General features: G+C 70.5%; 16 protein-coding genes. 5 read left to right on the forward strand and 11 right to left on the reverse strand.

Features of this window, described 5'->3' with window-relative positions:
* Nucleotides 1-24: 24 nt before the first annotated feature.
* The 5 genes from OHQ87_RS24300 to clpB all read right to left on the reverse strand — a co-directional run bounded on the left by OHQ87_RS24300 (nt 25) and on the right by clpB (nt 5,092).
* Nucleotides 25-450: a DUF4247 domain-containing protein gene (locus tag OHQ87_RS24300; protein ID WP_328341469.1), complete on the reverse strand. Its 426-nt coding sequence runs from the start codon at nt 448-450 to the stop codon at nt 25-27.
* Nucleotides 447-1,124, reverse strand: coding sequence for a DUF2617 family protein (locus OHQ87_RS24305; RefSeq protein ID WP_328341471.1), 678 nt, complete (start codon nt 1,122-1,124; stop codon nt 447-449). Before OHQ87_RS24305 ends, OHQ87_RS24300 begins: the two co-directional genes overlap by 4 nt.
* Before the next feature lie 2 nt (nt 1,125-1,126).
* Nucleotides 1,127-1,753, reverse strand: coding sequence for a DUF4178 domain-containing protein (locus tag OHQ87_RS24310; RefSeq protein ID WP_328341473.1), 627 nt, complete (start codon nt 1,751-1,753; stop codon nt 1,127-1,129).
* Between the two features lie 96 nt (nt 1,754-1,849).
* On the reverse strand, nt 1,850-2,254 hold the full coding sequence (locus OHQ87_RS24315) for a hypothetical protein (RefSeq protein ID WP_328341475.1): 405 nt from the start codon (nt 2,252-2,254) through the stop codon (nt 1,850-1,852).
* Between the two features lie 246 nt (nt 2,255-2,500).
* A complete protein-coding gene (gene clpB, locus OHQ87_RS24320; protein WP_328341477.1) occupies nt 2,501-5,092 on the reverse strand; it encodes an ATP-dependent chaperone ClpB in 2,592 nt (863 codons plus the stop codon).
* Between the two features lie 197 nt (nt 5,093-5,289).
* Between clpB and OHQ87_RS24325 the strand changes: the two genes are divergently transcribed.
* Nucleotides 5,290-6,339, forward strand: coding sequence for a Fic family protein (locus OHQ87_RS24325; RefSeq protein ID WP_328341479.1), 1,050 nt, complete (start codon nt 5,290-5,292; stop codon nt 6,337-6,339).
* A 57-nt stretch (nt 6,340-6,396) separates the two neighbouring features.
* Here OHQ87_RS24325 and OHQ87_RS24330 read toward each other — a convergent pair whose 3' ends face one another.
* Entirely contained in the window at nt 6,397-6,678 is a 282-nt protein-coding gene (locus OHQ87_RS24330) for a hypothetical protein (protein ID WP_328341481.1), read from the reverse strand.
* A gap of 465 nt (nt 6,679-7,143) precedes the next feature.
* Between OHQ87_RS24330 and OHQ87_RS24335 the strand changes: the two genes are divergently transcribed.
* The 4 genes from OHQ87_RS24335 to OHQ87_RS24350 all read left to right on the forward strand — a co-directional run bounded on the left by OHQ87_RS24335 (nt 7,144) and on the right by OHQ87_RS24350 (nt 9,909).
* Nucleotides 7,144-7,374, forward strand: coding sequence for a winged helix-turn-helix domain-containing protein (locus OHQ87_RS24335; protein WP_091252208.1), 231 nt, complete (start codon nt 7,144-7,146; stop codon nt 7,372-7,374).
* A 131-nt stretch (nt 7,375-7,505) separates the two neighbouring features.
* Nucleotides 7,506-8,006, forward strand: coding sequence for a cation:proton antiporter regulatory subunit (locus tag OHQ87_RS24340; RefSeq protein ID WP_088641912.1), 501 nt, complete (start codon nt 7,506-7,508; stop codon nt 8,004-8,006).
* A gap of 5 nt (nt 8,007-8,011) precedes the next feature.
* Nucleotides 8,012-9,217, forward strand: a complete 1,206-nt coding sequence (locus OHQ87_RS24345; RefSeq protein ID WP_328341487.1) for a cation:proton antiporter — start codon at nt 8,012-8,014, stop codon at nt 9,215-9,217.
* 260 nt (nt 9,218-9,477) lie between these two features.
* A complete protein-coding gene (locus OHQ87_RS24350) occupies nt 9,478-9,909 on the forward strand; it encodes a hypothetical protein (RefSeq protein WP_328341489.1) in 432 nt (143 codons plus the stop codon).
* Between the two features lie 874 nt (nt 9,910-10,783).
* On the opposite strand, the gene OHQ87_RS24355 is transcribed toward OHQ87_RS24350, so the two are convergent.
* The 5 genes from OHQ87_RS24355 to dnaK all read right to left on the reverse strand — a co-directional run bounded on the left by OHQ87_RS24355 (nt 10,784) and on the right by dnaK (nt 15,495).
* Nucleotides 10,784-11,011: a hypothetical protein gene (locus OHQ87_RS24355; protein ID WP_328341491.1), complete on the reverse strand. Its 228-nt coding sequence runs from the start codon at nt 11,009-11,011 to the stop codon at nt 10,784-10,786.
* A gap of 90 nt (nt 11,012-11,101) precedes the next feature.
* Nucleotides 11,102-11,545, reverse strand: coding sequence for a heat shock protein transcriptional repressor HspR (locus OHQ87_RS24360; protein ID WP_328341493.1), 444 nt, complete (start codon nt 11,543-11,545; stop codon nt 11,102-11,104).
* 28 nt (nt 11,546-11,573) lie between these two features.
* Complete coding sequence (gene dnaJ / locus OHQ87_RS24365; protein WP_328341495.1) at nt 11,574-12,758, reverse strand: molecular chaperone DnaJ; 1,185 nt, start codon at nt 12,756-12,758, stop codon at nt 11,574-11,576.
* An 82-nt stretch (nt 12,759-12,840) separates the two neighbouring features.
* Nucleotides 12,841-13,584, reverse strand: a complete 744-nt coding sequence (gene grpE, locus OHQ87_RS24370; protein WP_328341497.1) for a nucleotide exchange factor GrpE — start codon at nt 13,582-13,584, stop codon at nt 12,841-12,843.
* 39 nt (nt 13,585-13,623) lie between these two features.
* The gene (gene dnaK, locus OHQ87_RS24375; RefSeq protein WP_328341499.1) at nt 13,624-15,495 is read right to left on the reverse strand and encodes a molecular chaperone DnaK; all 1,872 of its coding nucleotides are present in this window, start codon (nt 15,493-15,495) and stop codon (nt 13,624-13,626) included.
* Nucleotides 15,496-15,681: the final 186 nt, after the last annotated feature.

The raw sequence follows: 15,681 nt of genomic DNA on the forward strand, positions 1-15,681 counted from the left end.
TCGTTCGGTCGGGATCGGTTCGCGCTACTTGCCGGTGCCGGGGCCGCCACCGCGTACCGTGCTGCCCCGCCCCCAGCCCCAGTGGTTGCCCACCGTCGAGTGGTAACGCGGGTACGCGGTCCGCATCCGTTCCAGCAGGATCACCGAGCCGGCGGCGATCGGCAGGATCACCAGCGAGTCGTCGTCGTAGCGCAGGTAGACGCCGCTGCCGTCGACGTACTGGTCGGCCGGCTTCCAGGCGCCGGTGATGTCCTCCGCCACCTGGCTCGGGGTCCGGTTCGAGGTGTAGGCGACGGCGTCCCCGCCGATGTCCCGGCTCGCCGACCGGGTGTAGCGGTCCTCGACGTAGCCGCGCGGCGAGAAGTTGCCGTAGAAGATGGCGAAGGCGGCCACCAGCGCGCCGATGACCGCCAGGGCCACCCCCACCACGATCCAGCGTCGGTAGGTCACGGTTTCTCCTCCGTTCGCGACTGCGGGGTTCGCACCATCGGCTGCGGGGCTCGCGGGAGCGCCACCGTCGTCTCGGTCAGGACCAGTTCGTTGGTCTGGGGGTACGCGTGCCAGGTGCGCCAGCCGACCGACCCGGCCGGCAGATCGGTGCGCACCGCCAGCGCGGTGACCGCGTCCGGGTCGCCGGGAAAGACCCCGACCAGGGCGTACGGGTGGTCGGCCAGGTCGGCGCGGAGCGCGGTGATCCGGGTGTGCAGCTCACCCTCGGCGGGGCGCAGCACGGTGGCGGTGAACCGGTAGCCGCCCGCCTCGTCGTGCAGGCTGTCGGGCAGGTGCGGCGGTCGACCGGGCAGGCAGGCCACCGTCTCGACGAGCGCACCCGCCGCGTCAGGACCCGTCGCGTCGGGGCCCGCCGCGTCAGGACCCGTCGCGTCGCCGGACCCGGCCGAGGTGGCCGCGTCGGCACGCCCGGCCGGAACGTTCGTGTCGGCGAGCCCGGCCGGGGCGGTAAGGACGACCTGGTGTGACGCACCTAGCAGGCGTAGCCGGAGCCGGATGCCACCGGGCAGGGTCAGGTCACGCACGTGCAGGGCGGGGCGTTGCGGGCCACCGAGCGCCAGGCTCAGGTCGGCGGCGCAGGTGTCGACGTACGGGGTGTCCAGGCTGACCAGCACGATCAGGACGCCTCCGGCCCGGCCTGCGGGTACACCATCACGTCGGCACGGTGCAGGTGTTCACCCCGGCCGACCTCCCAGCCGGCCTCCCCGTACGCCTCGAAGGAGAGCCGCTCGCCGCCCTGCCCCCGGTAGTCGTGGTAGCGGACCGTGCCGTGCGGGTCGAGGCCGGTGCTGCCGGTGGCCGAGTAGCGGGCCTGGCCGGACTCCTCCCAGGAGTAGCGGCGGCCGGCGAAGTCGAGGGTGGGTGCGCCCGGGGTGACCGTCGCGGCCGGCTCGGCCGTCCAGAGCACCAGTTCCAGGTCGGGGTCCTCCTCGACGGAGAGCCAGCGCTTGTCGCCCTCGACGGTGTCCAGCAGGTGCTCGGCCCAGCTCCAGCCGCCTTCGACCAGGTGCACCGAGCCACGGACCGCGTACGACACCTGGCGGATCTCGACGATGTCACCGGGCTTGAGCTTGCGGGGGTCACCGCGCAGCGCGTCGGAGTCGGTGTCGCGGAAGGGGTCCTTCGCCGCCGTCGGGCGGGTCTGCCTACGCCCCTTGCGCAGGGCCACCACCGCCACCACGACCCCGGCGACCCCGATCAGACATCCCAGCGTCGTCACGACGTATGCCAGCGAACCGTTCACCCCGACCACCTCCCCAAGTGTGTCGGCGGAGACGGTAACAACACCGCGCACCCCACGCACCTGGGGAAACTCAATTATTGCTGAGTGAACGGTCAGTTACTGAGCGTCTTCGTCGGTGCGGTGGTCGGCAAGCCGTTCGGCGGCGTACCCACCCAGCGTGGTGCTGCCCATCAGGCAGCCACTGAAGGTGGTGAGTTCGCCGTCGTCGTCGCGTAGCATCGTCCAGGCGTCCCGGGCCGCCGGCGGGTCGACCTCCTCCAGCAGCGTCGCCGCGTACGCCCGACCGGCCGGCGAGCCGTGCCGCAGCAACCAGTCGACCTGCTCACGGGCCTGTCGGGGACGCTGCGCGAACGCCTCCTCGACCCGCCGGTACGCCTCGGTCGCCGGCAACAGCGTGCCGGCGAACCCCACCCCGCCGAAGGCGACGGTGTCCGCCCCGGCGAGTTCCCGCACGGCGGCATCCAACTCCGGATCCCCGCTCTTCTTCCGCATCCCGAACATGTCCCCATCCTTTCCCCGCCCCGCCCCCAACCAGCCCACCCCATCCCGCCCAACCCCATCCCACCCCTCCCCACCGTGCCCCTGCGCCCCGCGCCCCGCGCCCCGCCCGGTCCGACTGCGGTGATCAAGAGGTTTGCGCAGTGGAGAGCGCTCTCGGTGACGTAAACCTCTTGATCACCGGCACAGAGGGGCGGGGAGGGCACAGAGGGGCGGGGAAGGGCACAGAGGGGCGGGGAGGAGCGGGAGTCAGGCGGGGGTGACGGTCAGGCCGTCCTTGCTGTCGGCCAGGTCGACGCGCACCGTGTCGCCGTCCCGGATCACGCCGCCCAGCAGGGCCTTGGCGAGCTGGTCGCCGATGGCCGACTGGACCAGCCGGCGCAGCGGTCGGGCACCGTAGATCGGGTCGTACCCGTGCTCGGCGAGCCAGGTCCGGGCGGTGTCGGTGACGTCCAGCGCCAGCCTGCGGTCGCCGAGCCTGCGGCGCAACCGGTCGAGCTGGATGTCGACGATGGACCGCAGGTCGTCCCCGCGCAGCGCGGCGAAGACCACGATGTCGTCGAGCCGGTTGAGGAACTCCGGCTTGAAGTGCGAGCGAACCACCGCGAGCACCCCCTCGCGGCGCTGCTCCTCGGCGAGCGTCAGGTCGCTGATCACCGACGACCCCAGGTTGGACGTCAGGATCAGGATCGCGTTACGGAAGTCGACGGTACGACCCTGGCCGTCGGTGAGCCGCCCGTCGTCGAGCACCTGGAGCAGGATGTCGAAGACGTCCGGGTGGGCCTTCTCCACCTCGTCCAGCAGGATCACCGAGTACGGCCGGCGGCGCACCGCCTCGGTGAGCTGCCCACCCTCCTCGTAGCCGACGTAACCGGGCGGGGCACCGACCAGGCGGGCGACTGAGTGCTTCTCGCCGTACTCGCTCATGTCGATGCGGACCATGGCCCGCTCGTCGTCGAAGAGAAACTCGGCGAGCGCCTTGGCCAGCTCGGTCTTGCCGACGCCGGTGGGGCCGAGGAAGAGGAAACTGCCGGTGGGGCGGTCCGGGTCGGCGACGCCGGCCCGCGCCCGGCGTACCGCGTCGGAGACGGCACCGACGGCCTCGGCCTGGCCGACGACCCGGCTGCCCAGCGACTCCTCCATCCGGAGCAGCTTGGCGGTCTCGCCCTCCAGCAGTCGGCCGGCGGGGATGCCGGTCCAGGAGGCGACCACGGCGGCGATGTCGTCCGCGCCGACCTCCTCCTTGAGCATCGCGCCGTCGGCCTGGAGCCGGGCCAGCTCCTCCTCGGCCTGCTTCAGCTCGACCTTCAGTGCCGGAATGCGGCCGTAGCGCAGCTCGGCGGCGCGTTCCAGCTCGCCGTCGCGCTCGGCCCGCTCGGCCTCGCCGCCCAGGCGTTCCAGCTCCTCCTTGGCGGTGGAGAGCTTGGTGATGTGGCTCTTCTCGGTCTGCCAGCGCTCGGACAGCGCGGTGAGCTGCTCGCGCTTGTCGGCCAACTCCTTGCGCAGCCGTTCCAGCCGCTCGGCGGAGGCGGCGTCGGGCTCCTTGGCCAGCGCCATCTCCTCGATCTCCAGCCGGCGGACGGCCCGCTCGATCTCGTCCACCTCGACCGGCCGGGAGTCGATCTCCATCCGGAGCCGGGACGCGGACTCGTCCACCAGGTCGATCGCCTTGTCCGGCAGGAACCGGTCGGTGATGTAGCGGTCGGACAGCGACGCGGCGGCGACCAGCGCGGCGTCGGTGATCCGGACGCCGTGGTGCACCTCGTAGCGCTCCTTGAGGCCGCGCAGGATGCCGATGGTGTCCTCGATGGTCGGCTCGCCGACCAGCACCGGCTGGAAGCGGCGCTCCAGGGCCGGGTCCTTCTCGATGTGCTCGCGGTATTCGTCGAGGGTGGTCGCGCCGACCATCCGCAGCTCGCCGCGCGCCAGCATCGGCTTGAGCATGTTGCCGGCGTCCATCGAGCCTTCACCCTTGCCCGCGCCGACCACGGTGTGCAGCTCGTCGAGGAAGGTGATGACCTGCCCGTTCGAGTTCTTGATCTCCTCCAGGACGGACTTGAGCCGCTCCTCGAACTGGCCCCGGTACTGCGCCCCGGCGACCATCGCGCCGAGGTCGAGCGAGACCAGCTTCTTTTCCCGCAGCGATTCCGGCACGTCGCCGGCCACGATCCGCTGGGCCAGGCCCTCGACGATCGCCGTCTTGCCGACGCCGGGCTCGCCGATCAGCACCGGGTTGTTCTTGGTACGCCGGGAGAGCACCTGGATCACCCGACGGATCTCCGAATCCCGGCCGATCACCGGGTCGATCTTGCCGTCCCGGGCGCTGGCGGTCAGGTCCACGCCGTACTTGGTGAGCGCCTGGTAGGTCTGCTCCGGGTCGGCGCTGGTGACCCGCCGGTCCCCGCCCCGCACGGTCGGGAACGCGGCGACCAGGTTCTCCTCGGTGGCCCCGGCGGACTTCAGCGCGTTGGACACCGCGCCACCCACCCGGGCCAGGCCGGCGAGCAGGTGCTCGGTGGAGGTGTACTCGTCGCCGAGCGGCCGGGCGATCTGCTCGGCGGCCCCGATGGCGTTGACGAACTCCCGGGCCAGGGTGGGCTCGGCGATGCTGGACCCGCGCGCGGCGGGCAGCCCGTCGACCGCGCGCTGGGCGACCCGGCGCAGCTCGGCGGGATCGGCACCCACGGCGCGCAGCAGGCCGGCGGCGGTCGAGCCGTCGGTGTCGAGCAGGGCCAGCAGCAGGTGCCAGGATTCCACGGTGGCGTGACCACGCTGGTTGGCCAGCGCGACGGCACCGGTGATGGTTTCGCGGCTCTTGGTGGTGAGTCGTTCCGTGTTCATGGGCTCCCCCGGGATCGGCGTGTCCACTAGTAAGAGACACCACCAAAGTTGAGCCTATTCCGCTCAACTCTGCTGGTATGACTCGCATCACAATGAGTCGAGACCGAACGCGCCGGGGCTCGCGCAGCAAACTACCCAAAGAAACTACTAAACTAAATAATTCACGTCACCGTTGGGGACTTTTCCGGGAGTTTGCCGTGCTCAGCTTCGCCAAACTGGACCATTGCATCGGTCACGTTCCCGGCCCGGTCGTGACGGCACTGAGCACGGTGGACGTCGGCCGGGGATCGGAGGATCTCTACCGCGACCAGCTACCCGGGCTACTCAACCAGTTGGCCGACCGGGCCCGGGTAGCGAGCATCACCGCCTCGTCGGCCATCGAGGGGATCGTCGTCGACGACAGCGCCCGAGCCGATCGCATCCTCGCCGGACGGGTCACCAACCTGAGAACTCGCAGCGAGCAGGAGTTGGCCGGCTACCGGGACGCGCAGGACTACCTTTTCCAGGGCTCCTGGCGACCGCTGAATCCGGGCCTCCTACTCCATCTGCACAAGTTGCTCTTCGCCCGCACCGCCGCGCCGGGCGGCCAGTTCAAGACCGAGGACAACGTCGTCGACCGCGCCGCCACCGGCGAAGTGACTGTTCGCTTCCGGCCCGTACGAGCGTCGGACACGCCCTATTTCGTAGCCGAACTGATCGATCGTTACGCGGCCGAGACGATAGCGCGGCGTCACCATCCGGTACTCCTCGTCGGCCTCTTCGTACTCGATCTCCTCGTCGTGCACCCCTTCGAGGACGGCAACGGCAGGGTGACGCGGGCACTCACCAATGCCCTGCTGATGGATGCCGGCTACTCGGTGTCGAGGTACGTCAGCCTGGAGCACCAGATCGCCGCGAGCGCAGACGGCTACTACCAGGCACTGCTGGACTCGACCCACGGCTGGCACGACGGCGAGGCCGATCCCTGGCCGTGGCTGACCTACTTCGTCAGCATCTTGGCGAACGCGTATCGCATGTTCGCCGAACGCGCAGCTTCGGATCGGGCAGACGGCTCGAAGCAGGATCGGGTGCTCGACTACGTGCTCCACCACGCCCCGCGCATCTTTCGGGTCGCCGACATCCGCACGGCGCTACCCGGCATCAGTGACCCGACGATCCGTGTCGTACTGGACCGCCTACGTCGTGAGGGCGCGATCGCTTCGGAGGGGCTGGGCCGGGCGGCGGCTTGGCGGCGCCTACCGTCCTGATCCGGCGGAAGGCGCCCGCCGGTCAAGAGGCAGACAGGGGCTCACAGTCAGCTCAGGTCAACGGGGCAGGCGGGCGGCGTTCGGTGGCCAACGGGGCAGGCGAGAGGTGCAGGGGGTCTCGTGGTCCGCCCGGAGCACGCACCGCCGACCACTGTCCAGCCGGTTGTCGCAGTAGACGCGGTGGCGTACCCCCTGATCATCCTCGGCGGAGACGGTGGTCTCGCCGGGGTCGACGTGGGCGAGGAAGGCAAGCGAGCGGGCCGCCGTCCGGGCGAGCATCTTGGCCCGCGCCAGATCCGCGGCGACCACCGGCAGGTGTACGACATACCGCCCGGTCACGCCTCCCCACCCGCCCGACCCGGCTCACGCCGCCCCGGGCGGGCCGGAGCAATATCGGCCCAATGGCGGTATCGCGATGGCTCGGACACCGCAATATCGCCCCACCTGAGTTGACCAAGGTCGAGCTTCGACGGTGGGTGCGGCGACTCGTACGCCATGGCGCTCCTTCGTTGGACGGCTCGGTGTCGCGGTGCTGGAAGGGCAGCCCGGCCGCGCTGTCGCCTCGGCCGGACTGCCCGCCCTGCCGTCGCAGCCCACTTCGGCGGTACGACGACAGGGCCGCTGGCCTGGTCGGGACGGGCCACGGGGGATGCCCGCCCCGACCGCGAGCGCCCCAAGTGCCATCCGGGGGCGTTCACGACGAACCTACAATCGGTACCGGTTGTAGGTCAATGACCCACCCACGATTGCTTGAGGTCGGAGGTGCCCGCGTGATCAAATGGGCGTGCCATCCGGGGAGTGTGTATGCCCAAGCAGCAGTACCAGGTGCTCGCAGACGAGCTGAAGAACAAGATCGATTCGGGAGAGTGGCCGCCCGGCACCAAGCTGCCGAGCAGGTCGCAGCTGTGCAAGGAATACAGCGTGTCGGACACCGTGGTCGGCAAGGCCATGATGATCCTGCGCGCCACCGGGCTCACCGAAACCCTGGAAGGGGTCGGAGTCTTCGTCGCCACACCCGCCGACGCCTCGTCCTGAGCCGGCCGCCCGGCCCACAGGGTTACCGGTCGGAGGGTCGGCGAACACGGGCGGTGTCGACGGCAGGGGGCCCACCAGCAGCGCAGACGTCCGGCGGGCCGGTCTTTCCGGCAGGGTATAACCTCACGTCCGTGCGAGTACGTGTCGAACAGACCGCCTTACCAGGAATCGGCGTACGTCATGATCTGATGACGGAGTCCGGTCGCCGGCTCGGTGTGGTCTCCCACCGCAATGGCCGCCGCGACCTGGTCCTCTACGACCCGGACGATCCCGACTCCTGCCAGCATGACATCCCGCTGACCGACGACGAGGCCGAGGCGTTGGCCGACATCCTCGGCGCGTCGCTGATGCTGGGTCAGCTCTCCGGCCTGCGCGAGCAGGCGGCCGGCCTGCTCACCGAGCAGATCGCCATTCCGGCCGGGTCGAAGTACGTCAACAAGCGACTCGGTGACACCAAGGCGCGTACCCGCACCAGCGCCTCCATCGTGGCGGTGCTCCGGCAGGGCGAGGTCAACGTCTCGCCCGATCCCACCTTCCGCTTCGCGGCCGGTGACGTGGTGGTCGTGGTCGGGACCCGGCAGGGTCTCGACGGGGTGACAGCCATCCTCGCCGACAGTGACCCGGACGGCTGAGGCGGATGCACGAAACCACCACACTGCTCATCGAGGTCGGCGCGCTCCTGCTTCTACTCGGGCTGCTCGGCCGGCTCAGCCGCCGGTTCGGCGTCTCCCCCATCCCCCTCTATCTGGTCGCCGGTCTCGCCTTCGGTCACGGTGGCCTGCTCCCGCTGGCCGCGAGCGAGGAGTTCTTCGCCGTCGGCGCCGAGATCGGCGTCATCCTGCTGCTGGTCATGCTCGGCCTGGAATACAGCGCCAACGAGCTGGTCGGCAACCTGCGCTCGGCGGCCCCGGCCGGCCTGATCGACGCGGCGCTCAACGCCCTGCCCGGTTTCGGTTTCGCGCTGCTGCTCGGCTGGGGCTGGGTGGCCGCCGTGGTGCTCGGCGGCATCACCTGGATCTCGTCCTCCGGGGTGATCGCCAAGGTGCTCGGCGACCTCGGCCGGGTCGGTAACCGGGAAACCCCGGTCATCCTCTCCGTGCTGGTCATCGAGGACCTGGCGATGGCGCTCTACCTGCCCCTGGTGACCGCACTGCTGGCCGGTGTCGGCCTGGTCAAGGGCGGCATCGCGCTGGGTGTCGCGGTGTTCACCGTGGTGATCGTCCTGGTCGTCGCCATCCGCTTCGGCCACCTGATCTCCGCCGCCCTGTCGGCCAAGGACCCGGAGGCGTTGCTGCTCGGGGTGCTCGGCCTGACCCTGCTGGTGGCCGGCATCGCCGCCCGGCTCCAGGTCTCCGCCGCGGTCGGGGCGTTTCTGGTCGGCATCGCCCTGTCCGGGCCGGTGGCGCACCACGCCACCGAGCTGCTCTCTCCGCTGCGGGATCTCTTCGCCGCGGTCTTCTTCGTCTTCTTCGGCCTGGTCACCGACCCCCGGGACATGCCGCCGGTGCTGCTACCCGCGATCGCGCTGGCCGTGGTCACCATGGGGACGAAGCTGCTCACCGGCTACCTGGCGGCCCGCCGGGCCGGCATCGCCGAGCCCGGCCGTTGGCGGGCCGGCTTCGCGTTGATGCCGCGCGGTGAGTTCTCCATCGTCATCGCCGGTCTGGCGGTCGCCGCCGGCACCGTCGAACCCAAGCTGGCCGCGCTCGCCACGGCGTACGTGCTGATCACCGTGATCACCGGGCCGATGCTCGCCCGACTGCCCGACATGCGCTGGTTCAAGCAGCGGCTGCGCCGCCGGATCGCTGCCCAGCACCCCCGGCCGGTACCCGCCACGGACTGAGCCAGGCCTGGCCAGGTCGAGGCCTTACGGTCGACCTGGCCAGGCCACGGCTGCCAGGTCGACCCGGCCAGACGGCGGCACGGTCCCCTGGCCAGGTCACGGCTGCCCTGGCCAGGTCGCCCCGACCAGGGCAGCCGTTGCCGAATTGCTCCCGGTGGGGTCTTCCGTCGGCCGGGCAGCGGCGGCTAGCGTTGCGCCCCAGCAAGCCCGGGTCCGCGGATGGCCGGAGGCACCCCGCGGCTGTGAGCGGAAGGTTGCCGGTGAACGTGCAGGGTCCGACGTTCCGCGGCTTCGCCAACCCCGTCGACCCGTCGCCGGCGGAGTTGCGGGCCTGGGCGTACCAACCCGATTCGGTGCCGTTGACCTCCCTGCCCCAGGACTGGGACCTGTTGGTCGCCGGTGACCACCTGGTGTCCACCCTCTTCGAGCTGGCCATGGATCCAGCCTGCCCGGCCCGCCGGTTCGCCCTGCACTGCCTCTACATCTACGCGGCCGACGGCATCCGGACGAACTTCCGCGCCCATCCCCGGCGGCGCTTCCGCAAACTGGTCGAGCAGGCCGAGCGCGACGGCGACGAGTTGGTGCGCAACTGGGCGTACAACAGTCGGGTGCTGCTGGCCCGTCAGGAGCTCTTCACCTACCACGACTGGTGCGAGGGCGGCCTGGTCCGGGGGAACCGCCGACTCGGCTGAGCTGACACACCGGCCCGGCCAGAGCGATCACGTCGGCCCCCTCTCCCCAACACCGTTGCGTTAACGCCGTGGGCGGCTGGTCAACCCGGGACAGGAAGTGCCCGATCGGGGAGCGGGGTGGGCCCGCTTGGCGATCATGGAGTGGTGGTGCCGACCTTGGGGGCTTTACGGGCGTTCTGTCACCCACCACAACTCCATGATCGGCGAGGCAGCGGTGGTCGACGAACAGCCGGACCACCTAACGCAACGGTGTTGCCCCCTTTCCCCGCGACCACGATGCGGCCAGCGAAGAACGACGACTCCGACCCATCACGCAGTGCCACCATCACCCCACCCCCACCCTCTACCACTCACTCCCTTTGCTCTGCTGTCCTCACTGCGACAGTCACGACAGGTAACCAGACCTCGGATCAAGAAGAGAGCGCTCTCACTACTACCCCGCAGGCCATGCCAGATGTCGCCCCGATGGCAGCAGAGCAAAGCGGGCAAGGAGACATGCGAGGGGAAGCGCGCAGATCACTGTGTGTCATGGCGCAAGGAAGTTACTCTGCGCAATCTACGGAGTACCTGCGGACCAGCAACCCGGCGGGCGAGTGGCCCCGGCGGGAGAGTGACCGCATCTGCAGCGAGCCCCGCCCGCGCAACCGAGCGCAACCGAGCGCACCCACCGCAGCGACCCGGCCCCAGCGGCGACTGGCCAGTCGACAACCTGGTCGGATTAAGTCCGATTGGTTCTTTTGGATCCGATTCGGTTTGGTTCGGTTTGAACTCGGCCCACACCGGCGAGTCCGGCCCACACCGCAGCCCCACGCCTGGCAGGACGGCGAACGGGCCGGGACCCCCCGTGGGTCCCGGCCCGCACGTCGGCGGATCGTCAGCGCTCCGATCCGCCCTGGTTCCGGCGTTTCGCCACAGCCTGCCCCTGGTCCACCCCACGTTCGGCCCGGTCCGTCCGATCAGCCCGGTCGGCGAACCTGCCGTTCTTCACCGTGTCGGAGAACTTGCCCTGGGTAACCCGGTCGAACTTCTCCCGGACGTTCTCGGCCACCTTGTCGAGCCGCTCCTCCGCCTGTCGGGCCACCTTCTTCGCCGATTCCGCCACGGTTTCCCCCCGCCATCGGAGCCCGGATTGAACTGGTTGGACCTGATTCATAGGCTAACCGGAACCACCGCCTCACCGCCGGAAAACCGGTCAGCGGTCGGGGGTGCGGCGGGGACGCCAGACGACCAGCGCCGTGGAGGTGCGGTTCGTCGGCACCAGGTCACCCCGGGAGAAGCCGCTGGCCAGCGTCTCCAGCTCGGCGATCCGCCGGTACGCGGCGTCCAGCTCCGCCTCCAACCGGGCCACCCGCTGCTGGGCCTGCTCCACCAGGCGTTCCAGGCTGATGATCCGCTTCACGCCGGCCAGGTTGACGCCCTCGTCCTGACTGAGCCGCTGCACCTCGCGCAGCAGCACCACGTCGCGCACGCTGTAGCGCCGCCCGCCCCCGGCCGCCCGGCCGGCCTGCACCAGGCCGAGTCGGTCGTACTGGCGCAGCGTCTGCGGGTGCATTCCCGCCATCCGTGCCGCGACCGAGATCATCAGCACCTTGGCCTCGTAGGCAGGGTCACCCGAACCGACGAACCCGTCCGACATCCCACTCACCTCCGCACCCGTCCACCGGTCAACCGGCCCGACGCACCCGCGCGTCGAGATGTTCCCGGGCCGCCGGCGGCGTCGACCCGGCGAACGACTCCAGCGCCGCCCGGGCCTCGTCCGACACCGTCGCCGGCACCACCACGTCCAGCGTGACCAGCAGGTCACCGGCCTGCCCGTCCCGTCGCACCACACCCTTGCCCCGGGCCCGCAGCACCCGACCGGACGGGGTTCCCGGCGGGACGCGCAGGGTCACCGCGCCGTCCAGCGTGGGCACCCGCAGATCGGTGCCGAGCACCGCCTCGGTGAAGGTGATCGGTACGGCCAGCGTCAGGTCGTCACCGGTACGCCCGAACAGGTCGTCCGGGCGGACCTTCACCTGGACGAACAGATCGCCCGCCGGCCCACCGCGCTGGCCCGGTTCGCCCCGCCCGGCCAGCCGGATCCGCTGACCGTCGGCGACCCCGGCGGGAAAGCGGACGTTCAGCGTGCGGGCCTTGGTGACTCCGCCGGTGCCGTGGCACTCGGGGCACTTCTCCTCGACGACCGTCCCGACGCCCTGGCAGTTGCGGCACGGCTCGGAGAAGCTGAACGACCCCTGGTCACGGGTGGTCACCCCGGCACCGTGGCAGACCGGGCAGGTGGTCGGCTGGGTGCCCGGCTTCGCGCCGTTGCCGTGGCAGGTGTCGCAGACGCCGGGCGCCCGCAGCGTCAACGGCAGGGTGACGCCCCGGACCGCGTCGCCGAAGTCGAGGGCGACCTCGGCCTCCACGTCCCGACCCCGGGCCGGGCCACGCGCCCGCGTCGGACCGGGCCCACCGGCACCGCCGGAGAAGATCGAGCTGAACAGGTCGGTGAAGCCGCCGCCACCGAACCGGGTGTCCCCACCACCGCCGCCGCCGAACAGGTCGGAGACGTCGAACGGGGCACCACCGGGCTGATCCGGGCCGCGTGCGCCCCGGCGGAAAGCGCCCGAGCCGAACAGCGAGCGCATCTCGTCGTACTCGCGGCGCTTGGCATCGTCGCCGAGCACCGCGTACGCCTCGGAGACGCCCTTGAACCGCTCCTCGGCCGACGGGTCACCGGGGTTGTGGTCCGGGTGCGACTCCCGGGCCAACTTCCGGTACGACTTCTTGATCTCGTCCGAGGAGGCGGACTTCTCCACGCCCAACGTGGCGTAGAAGTCCTTCTCGATCCAGTCCTTGGAACTCACCGGTCCACCCCCTTCCGTGAGATGTGGCCCGGTCGCCCCGCCCGCCGGGTGAGGGCGGGCGGGGCGACCGGATGGCCGTGCACTATTCCGGGTCGGCGACCGCGACCATGGCCGGCCGCAGCAACCGCTCGCCGAGCAGGTACCCCCGGCGCATCACCTGCACGCAGGTGGGCTCGTCGACGTCCGGTGAGGTCTGGTGCGCGACCGCCTCGTGCCGGGTCGGGTCGAACGGGTCACCCTGCTCGCCGAAGGGCGTCAGGCCGAACTTGCCCAACGCCGTGGTGAGCTGCTCGGCCACCGTGCCGAACGGACCGACCAGGTCACCGTGTTCCCGGGCCCGGTCCAGGTCGTCCAGGATCGGCAGCAGCGCGGCGAGCACCGAGCCGGTCGCCTGCTCCTGGACCACACCCCTGTCCCGGTCCACCCGCTTGCGGTAGTTGGCGTACTCCGCCGACACCCGTTGCAGGTCGCGGGTCCGCTCGTCCAACTCGGCCCGGAGGGCTTCCAGTTCGGCACCGAGCGGGGAGCCCGTCGGGCTGCCGTCGACCGGCTGCGCGGGGGCGTCCACCACCGGCGGACCGGTCGGTGCCGGGCCGTCGAGCGTGGTCGCCTCGATCTCGATCTCGTCGACCACCACCTCGGCATCCTCGACCAGCCCCTCGGTCGGGGCGTCCGCCCCGGCGTCGGCGGCGGCGGGCGTCTCCTCGGTCCGGCCGAGCTTGCGGTTGTTCCGGATGACGACCCGCGGCCCGTCGTCGGCGGGCGCGGAGCCACCCGGCGTCGACCCGGAGGCGTCCGGGTCGGCGGCTCGTGGCTTCTCCGTCATACGACTACCTCGTTCCCTGTGCGGTGCCGGTGCGGACGGTCACTTCTTGTCCTCGTCCACGATCTCCGCGTCGACCACGTCGTCGGCACCGCCGGCCTTCGGGCCACCGGCCGCACCGGCACCCGCGCCGGCACCGGTGCCCGGACCGGCAGCACCCGGCTGCTCCCCCTGCTCGGCCTGCTGCGAGTAGAGCAGCGAACCGGCCTGCTGGGAGACCTGGGCGAGCCGCTCGTGGGCCGCCTTGATCTTCTCGATGTCCTGGCCGCCGAGCGCGCCGCGCAGTTCACCGAGCGCCTCGTTGAGCTGCTCCCGGTTCTCGGTGGGCAGCTTGTCGCCGCTCTCGGCCAGGAACTTCTCGGTCTGCCACTGGAGCGCCTCGGCCACGTTGCGGGTCTCGGCCTCCTCCCGGCGACGCTTGTCGTCGTCGGCGTGCTCCTCGGCGTCCCGGCGCATCCGCTCGATGTCGTCCTTCGGCAGCGAGGAGCCGCCGGTGATCGTCATCTTCTGTTCCTTGCCGGTGCCCAGGTCCTTGGCGTGCACGTTGACGATGCCGTTGGCGTCGATGTCGAAGGTGACCTCGACCTGCGGCACGCCGCGCGGTGCCGGCGGGAGGCCGGTCAGCTCGAAGGTGCCGAGCTTCTTGTTGTACGCCGCGATCTCGCGCTCACCCTGGAACACCTGGATCAGCACCGACGGCTGGTTGTCGTCGGCCGTGGTGAAGACCTCGGAGCGCTTGGTCGGGATGGTGGTGTTGCGCTCGATGAGCTTGGTGAAGATGCCGCCCTTGGTCTCGATGCCCAGGCTCAGCGGGGTCACGTCGAGCAGCAGGACGTCCTTGACCTCGCCCTTGAGCACGCCGGCCTGGAGGGCCGCGCCGACGGCGACGACCTCGTCCGGGTTGACGCCCTTGTTGGGGTCGCGGCCGGTGAGCTGCTTGACCAGGTCGGTCACGGCCGGCATCCGGGTGGAGCCGCCGACCAGGATCACGTGGTCGACGTCGGCGATCTTGATGCCGGCGTCCTTCACGGCCTGCTCGAACGGGCCCTTGCAGCGGTCCAGCAGGTCCTGCGTCATCCGCTGGAACTCGGCGCGGCTGAGCGTCACGTCCAGGTGCAGCGGGCCGGCCGAGCCGGCGGTGATGTACGGCAGGTTGATGTTGGTGGTGGTGGCCGCGGACAGCTCGATCTTGGCCTTCTCGGCCGCCTCGCGGAGCCGCTGGAGGGCCATCTTGTCCTGGCCCAGGTCGATGCCGTGCTCGCCCCGGAACGTCTTCACCAGGTGGTCGATGATCCGCTGGTCCCAGTCGTCGCCGCCGAGCTGGTTGTCACCGCTCGTCGACTTGACCTCGACGACGCCCTCGGCCAGCTCCAGCAGGGACACGTCGAAGGTGCCGCCGCCCAGGTCGAAGACCAGGACGGTCTGCTCCTTGGAGCCCTTGTCCAGCCCGTACGCCAGGGCCGCCGCCGTCGGCTCGTTGACGATCCGCAGCACGTTGAAGCCGGCGATCTCACCGGCCTCCTTGGTGGACTGGCGCTGCCCGTCGTTGAAGTAGGCGGGGACGGTGATCACCGCGTCGGTGATCTGCTCGCCCAGGTAGGCCTCGGCGTCCCGCTTGAGCTTCATCAGCGTGCGCGCCGAGATCTCCTGCGGGGTGTACTTCTTGCCGTCGATGTCGACGGTCCAGTTGGTGCCGATCTCCCGCTTGACCGAGCGGATGGTCCGGTCCGGGTTGGTCACCGCCTGGCGCTTGGCGACCTCACCGACGAGCACCTCGCCGTTGCGGGCGAACGCGACGATCGACGGGGTCGTCCGCGAGCCCTCAGCGTTGGCGATGACGGTGGGCTCACCGCCCTCCAGAACGCTGACGCAGGAGTTCGTCGTGCCGAGGTCGATACCGACCGCACGTGCCATCTTCGCTTCCTCGCTTCGTTCGTTACGGGTGGGCAGGTCAGAGGGCCTGCCCGGGGGGCCGCCCGTAGCGACCACACCACAAGTTGAGTGAACTTGACTCAATAGTGCCACGCGATCGCCAAAGCGCAAGTCGAGTTGAGCCGACCCGACGCAACCTGACCGTTACTACCCTCCGGTTGTCTCTGT

The sequence above is a fragment of the Micromonospora sp. NBC_00421 genome (assembly GCF_036017915.1).
Taxonomy (GTDB): domain Bacteria; phylum Actinomycetota; class Actinomycetes; order Mycobacteriales; family Micromonosporaceae; genus Micromonospora.

Coding starts and splice junctions, on each gene's coding strand:
- OHQ87_RS24360 (WP_328341493.1), bottom strand. CDS start 11,545: ATGTCGGACGGGTTCGTCGGTTCGGGTGACCCTGCCTACGAGGCCAAG.
- clpB (WP_328341477.1), bottom strand. CDS start 5,092: ATGAACACGGAACGACTCACCACCAAGAGCCGCGAAACCATCACCGGT.
- grpE (WP_328341497.1), bottom strand. CDS start 13,584: ATGACGGAGAAGCCACGAGCCGCCGACCCGGACGCCTCCGGGTCGACG.
- OHQ87_RS24335 (WP_091252208.1), top strand. CDS start 7,144: ATGCCCAAGCAGCAGTACCAGGTGCTCGCAGACGAGCTGAAGAACAAG.
- dnaK (WP_328341499.1), bottom strand. CDS start 15,495: ATGGCACGTGCGGTCGGTATCGACCTCGGCACGACGAACTCCTGCGTC.
- OHQ87_RS24345 (WP_328341487.1), top strand. CDS start 8,012: ATGCACGAAACCACCACACTGCTCATCGAGGTCGGCGCGCTCCTGCTT.
- OHQ87_RS24315 (WP_328341475.1), bottom strand. CDS start 2,254: ATGTTCGGGATGCGGAAGAAGAGCGGGGATCCGGAGTTGGATGCCGCC.